The organism is Wandonia sp., from assembly GCF_984588085.1.
The window spans coordinates 21,337-27,640 of record NZ_CFIGVI010000041.1 but is presented as its reverse complement, the minus strand read 5'-3'; the positions used below and the strand labels follow the sequence as shown (position 1 = coordinate 27,640).

At 39.1% G+C, this 6,304-nt stretch carries 4 protein-coding genes; 2 read left to right on the top strand and 2 right to left on the bottom strand.

Features of this window, described 5'->3' with window-relative positions:
• Together AC4PL9_RS12590 and AC4PL9_RS12585 are read left to right on the top strand one after the other, a co-directional pair.
• A partial coding sequence (locus AC4PL9_RS12590) for a T9SS type A sorting domain-containing protein (RefSeq protein ID WP_491605099.1) occupies positions 1 to 432 on the top strand: 432 nt, incomplete at its 5' end.
• Positions 433 to 567: 135 nt separating this feature from the next.
• Positions 568 to 2,163, top strand: a complete 1,596-nt coding sequence (locus AC4PL9_RS12585; RefSeq protein WP_491605098.1) for a hypothetical protein — start codon at positions 568 to 570, stop codon at positions 2,161 to 2,163.
• Positions 2,164 to 2,249: 86 nt separating this feature from the next.
• Here the strand turns inward: AC4PL9_RS12585 and AC4PL9_RS12580 are convergent, their stop codons facing one another.
• Together AC4PL9_RS12580 and AC4PL9_RS12575 are read right to left on the bottom strand one after the other, a co-directional pair.
• Positions 2,250 to 4,400 (bottom strand): choice-of-anchor J domain-containing protein, encoded by a 2,151-nt coding sequence (locus tag AC4PL9_RS12580; protein ID WP_491605097.1) that lies wholly within the window; start codon positions 4,398 to 4,400, stop codon positions 2,250 to 2,252.
• A 17-nt stretch (positions 4,401 to 4,417) separates the two neighbouring features.
• Positions 4,418 to 6,268 (bottom strand): LamG-like jellyroll fold domain-containing protein, encoded by a 1,851-nt coding sequence (locus tag AC4PL9_RS12575; RefSeq protein WP_491605096.1) that lies wholly within the window; start codon positions 6,266 to 6,268, stop codon positions 4,418 to 4,420.
• Positions 6,269 to 6,304: the final 36 nt, after the last annotated feature.

Sequence of the window (6,304 nt, the reverse complement as noted above, 5' to 3'; positions counted from 1 at the left end):
TTGGATCAGGTGAGTTCAACGAACTATAGTTTGATAGATATGAACGGGGACAACAAGCCGGACATGGTAGATGCGCAGGACAATGCATCTGGTGTGGTTTGGTTAACCGGAGGCTCTGTACCTTATTGGAAAGTATATTTAAATGAATCAGAAACACCTAGTTATGCCGGGTTTGAAGAGGAAAGCGGACTTGAAAAAAGCTTAGTGGTTTATCCAAATCCTACGTCAGGTATAGTAAGATTGAATTTAGAGCATTTTGAAGGAGATAACCAAATTCGTATTGTTGATGGATTGGGAAGAGTTGTGCTGGAAGAAATGATTTCTGGAGGAGGGATTCATAAAGTTGATATGGGAGAATTCGAAACCGGAATTTATTTTGTCTCGGTTTTAAATGAGAATAAATCATATACGTCAAGAGTGGTCAAAAAATAAAATTATTTTCTGTATTAAAAAGCTGTGCTCAAATTTGAGCACAGCTTTTTAATTAATTATTTTTCTGAGGGGAAAGAATTGAAAATAAATAGATTCGATTATATTTGTTAAGTTAATTATTTGAGATACAACATTATGAATAGACTATTACTAGCTGTGGCATTAGTGTGGTTTAACCTGACGCTTATCGCCCAATCCGAGATTAAATATGACAACCCACCCAGTGTAAAAACAACGGATTACAGAATCGATGCGGTGGATATTGTAGCAACCGAGGATTACTGTAAATTAAAGCTGGTTATTCAGAATACAACTAAAGATGCTTATTTTCTTTTTGCTTCAGATGAGTTGGGTTTTGATTATGATGGAATTGGTACTTACTGGACAAAAAGAAGTAAAGAACTGGTGGTTTTTCCGGAAGACAAAGAGTCCAGGGTAATTAAAGTTGCGGGTGATATGGATTACCGTAAAGATCATTTTAACCTGTTGGTAAATGGTTTGAAAAAAGGCTTTTTCGGAGAGTATCTTTCAGGAAGTCCTTTTTCTATCAAAATGAATCAGGAAACAACGGTTGATTTGGATGGAATAAAATTGAATGTTGTGAAAGCTACCTCAAAAAAGGGAAAAGTTAGTTTGCAAATAGAAGTGTCGTATGAAAGTGATAATGACGACATGATTGTTTTTACACCTTCTTCCATACAATTTATGGCAAACGGAGAGCTTGTTACCATCGAAAGTAGCGATACTAAACCGGTAGCTTTGCGTCCTGGTGATACGGAAAAGCTGAAGTACTCTTTACTTTCAGAAGCAGATGAGATTATATGCCAGACTGACGGGGTCTTTGGGAGAGTAGATTTTACTCCAATTGAAGTGGATCCTGTTCGGGTTGGTTATCCGAAAGATGCTGTTTTTGTAGATGCAGTAAGTACTCCGACATGTGATCCGTTTATGGGGGCTCAAACCGGTATGATGAAAGTTAAGGTGTACAGCCCGGATGGAACTTGTTTCCGATTGGATATTGATGGTTTTCCTGTAATTAATAAAATGACCGGAAATGCTATAATATATGTAGATAGCGGGAGGAGAAGTTACAAATTGACTACATCAAAAGGAACAACGTATGAAGGGAAAATTATGGTGCCGTCAACACAATCCTATTCCCAAGTGGGGTATAAAGTGAAACCATCTAAGGATGGAGCTTACAGCTTGAAGTATGCAGCCAATGATCAAGTGATGACACAGGCAGCTATTCAGGAAAGACAGGACTTTTTCGATAAAGCGGATCGCGATAGACAAGAACGTTTGGATAATATGTTGAAGAAAGATGATGAGGAGAAGGGAACGCAAAACACTGCTTCAGGTTCTTCTTCCGGAGGAGATTGTTATGGGGAACCAAGTACAGGAATGACAGAACTTAAACTGAAAGTAACCTGGAAGGGAAATCCGGTTGCAGGACATGGAATAGAAATTCGTTATGGAGGTGTTGCAATAGGTAACTCTGTAACAGATTCGGATGGTGTTGCCAGAATTAAATCCAGTAAATATGATGATAAAATGCCTAAGGTAGATGTTTACGGTTGTAAAGGAAGTACAAACTGGTCAGTTAAAGGAGACTGGGTCGTTTTTAATAGTTCGGAATACTTTCATCTGGAACTGGATGAAGTAGCAAAAGTAATGGCAGAATTAATGGGAATGACAATTGATGAAATAGGAGCGGGTTGGGGAATGTAATTTCTTTCTAAAAATGCAGAATAAAATAAAACCGGAGCTTTACGCTCCGGTTTTATTTTGGGTTTATAGCTAGCTGCTACTTACTACTAACGGATTATTATTTTCTTGGATAATTCACTGATAGAATTGGGGCGAATAAAATAAATGCCCGGGGATAATTGATCCACAGAAATTTGTGTTTTTTCCTGAGCCTGAGCTGAAAAATGAAGGATTTCTGCTCCTGTCATATCTAACAGTGTAAAATCAGCTGATTCATTTGTTACAATTTCAAAATAGGTACTTGCAGGGTTGGGGTAAACCGAAAAACTGATTTTTTCGAGATCAGTAATTGAATTGGTGGTGCCTGAAGAAAGTGTTACACAATCGGAAGTGTCAGCGCACAAGCCCATTGTAATAATTAAGGCATATTCTCCTGATTCTGTTGCAGTATATGAGTTGGTTGTTGCCCCTTCAATCTCTGTTTCATCTGCACAGTTGATCCATTGGAATACATCTGCTATAACTTCTGATGAAGCTGTTTCACCATCTTCTGACACAGAAATAGTTGTGTTGATTTCCTCACAAACAGTAAGGTAAACACAGTCTGAAGTGTCCGAACAATAGCCGGTTGTGGTCATGAGTGCATAATTTCCGGATTCAGATGCAGTAAAAGAAGCAGTAACAGCACCTTCAATCAACGTCATATTATCACAATTGATCCATTGATAAGAGTCAGCGATATTTTCAGATGATGCAGATTTTCCGTTTGCAGAAACAGATACAATAACTTCTGTTGCAGGGCAGGGAGTGAGTGAGCCGAAATTGGGGCGTATATGCAATGAAAAATTAAAGTCCGTATTTAGATACTCAATGTTTGCCCAGGGTTGTCCAGGCCAGGAAACCCAAACGGTTCCCGGGGTAAACAACTCGTTTGAACGGTTTAATTTGAGCAGAGAGTCAAACTCTACAGCAGCAACCAGATAATCTCCGGGAGGAAGAATGAGTCGTTCGGAAATAGGAAGTGTATACGAAGCGGGATCAAGGGTTGTGTAGGTCAGGGTATCTGTTCCTCCTATAATTTGGTTTGGAGTACCTCCTGCCATATCAAAAATAACCGCAGCTATGGGTTCATCAGCATAACCTCCATTGAATCCCATCGTTATAGAAGTGATCGTGTCACCGGCGTCGAGATGGAACATTTGTCCCAGATAGCCAGTACTGATATTTGCCGAAATACCGATCTGACCATCTGTACTACCATTATCCCTTGCATAGGTACTATCAGAGATGATAATGGATGTAGCCAAGGAGTCATTATGGCTGAAAAGATCTGTTTCATCTACGGTTACATAGTAGACAAGGTTGAAAGTGTCGGCAATATCAGGAATAAATGAAGTGGTGGTTGTCAAAGAGGTAGATGTATTTCCTGAAACGGATGTAGGCAGACTTGTAAAAGAGAATACCTGTGCATCGGAAGAATTATACACATCTACGTGGAGAGTAACGTTTGTGAGTGAGGAGGAACCATTGTTTGTTATATCTGCCTGTAAGGGAAAAGAAGTTACCTGAGGAAGAGGAACCATTGTGTATTCTGATAGAGGAGAAATAGTCGTTATTGCAGCATCGAAAGAAGCTATTTCCTCCACAATAACATTATCAATTGCCAGCAGAAATTTGTCTGTGGAATTATTTCGGAAAGCAATCCAGATGTTTTCTCCTGCGAAAGAAGATAGATTCACGGTTTGTTGAGTCCAGTCAATATTTTCACTGGCAACAGAGAAAACCAGTGTCGAAGAAGTAATTTGATTTCCAATATCACCGGGACCTCCTGTTGGTCCACCGGGAGCAGAACTTTGGGTCATGACATATACTTCATATCCATCGGCAAAATCAGGATCATAAGCGACGGCATCCCAGGTCAACTTAGCATTTGCAGGCAAAGTCCCAATTAAGGGAGTCCACATCCAGTCATCAGAAGTACCTGCAGGCGAATACCAGGAAGTACTGAATGCAACCGAATCAGATGGGTTGAACTTATTATCTTCCCGTCTTATCCATGAACTATTGATATAACTAAGACTGGCATCGGGAGTTCGGTTATCAACGTTACGTAATGTCCATCCGGGAGGAAAAGTGTAGGTTCCCGGACCGCCTTCGGTAGAACCAGGGATTTGATTAAAATCTTCGCTGAAAATTACCTGAGTGTTTGCATTGGTACTCAGAACAAATAAAATGAGGATTGAAAAAAGATGTTTCACTTGAAAAATAGTTTTTGTTATTGTATTGAAAATGAAGTAACTGTTGTTCCTGTGCTCAGAAGGTAGAAGCCGCTAGGTAGAGATAGTTTAAACTTCTGCATTTGGTTGGTTATTGTCGTTCCCCACACACGCTCTCCGAGTGTATTAAAGATGTGTATTGTTTGGCTTTCTGGAATAGTAATAAAGTGAATAGTAAATTCTCCGTCATTGGGATTTGGGTATAAAACAAAATTAGGGGTATTATTTTCTGGTAGCCCAACACTATTTATAGCAATACACTCCGACGTATCTGTGCAGTTTGGTGTTGTAATAATCACAGCGTAATTTCCATTTTCTGTAACAGTAAATGATTGATCGGTAGCACCATCAATAGGCATATCGTCCGTGCAATTGATCCATTGGTAAGAAGCACTTTCTTCGTTGGCAGTCATCATAAGCCCTTCTGTTGATACAGAGAGACTGAAGTCAATAATACTCAGGTTAAGTGTTACAATCGAATCACAACCGTTTACAGAACCATTTTCAATGGTATAGGTAGCTGTTTGATTATCTTCTGTATAGGTAATTCCATCTAGCCATGTATAAGAGTTACAAGCCTGGATTATATCCGTTGAAGTACTGTTCTGATTTATAGTCAGATTAAGCGTTACGATTGAATCACAACCATTTACAGATCCATTTGCAATAGTATAAGTAGCTGTTTGATTATCTTCTGTATAGGTAATATCATCCAACCATGTATAAGAATTACAAGCCTGGATTACATCCGTAGAAGTACTGTTCTGTTTTATGTTCAGATTAAGCATCACTATTGAATCGCAACCATTTGCAGCGCCATTTGCAATTGTGTGAACGGCGGAGCTTGTGTTTTCCGTGTAGGTAATACCGTCGATCCATGTGAAAGATTCGCAGGCAGTTACCTGATCCGTACTGTAAGTAGGAGAGTTGACAGTAAGATTGAGGTAATCAATAGCAGGACATCCTATCGTATCAGTATATGAGTAAGTTGCTTCGTTATTAGATACTGAATATACAACTTCGTCAACCCATGTAAAGGGTTCGCACGAGATTTGAGTGTCAATGGTGTGTCTGATTCCATCATTTTTATTTTCGGTAGTTGTTACAGCACCGGAAGTGACCCAGTTAGAAGTTGTTCCGGTAAGAAAAAAATTATTAAGTGTCCCGCCGAAATTTCCATTTAACTCGGTCAATTGGGTTATTCCGGCATTATTACCTCCGGCAATACCGGAATTAAAGCTGTAGGATGCTACAAGATTTGGTTGAGAAGCTGAAAATACAGTATTCATTGAGCTAACTATCTCACATTGGCTTCGAATCCGATCCCAAATACGGACTTCATCTATACTTCCTTTGAAGAGTTGACTCCCATCAGTTCGACTACCGATGGTCATTCTATTATTATTTCCGATAGAAGAAGTTCCTCCATTAATACCGTCTATAGCCTCTCCATTTATAAAGCAGGTTATGGATTGTGAACTGGCATCCCAGGTTGTAGCTATGTGAGTCCATTCTTCTAATGAAATATTTACTAATATATTTGTACTGTAATAGATTCCGTTAACCCGGAGAAAAACGTAAAGTTCACTGGATCCATTAACAAGAATAGAAACCATGTTGTTAGCATCATGTTGTGCAGAGAATAAACGCTTGCTGGTATTGGATGCTTCTGGTTTTAGCCAACACTCTATCGTAAAATCATTAGAGGCGATTGAATTGAAGAGAGGCGGAAGATCTGCAGATACGTAACCATTTAAAGCGTTAAAATGTAAGGCGTTTCCTGATATTTGTGCTTGTAAAAACAGGATGTTTGACATCAAGAAGGTAATAAACAAATTCAGTTTTTTCATCAGTGTGCAATTTTATATTGCAAACCTAGGAGGTAT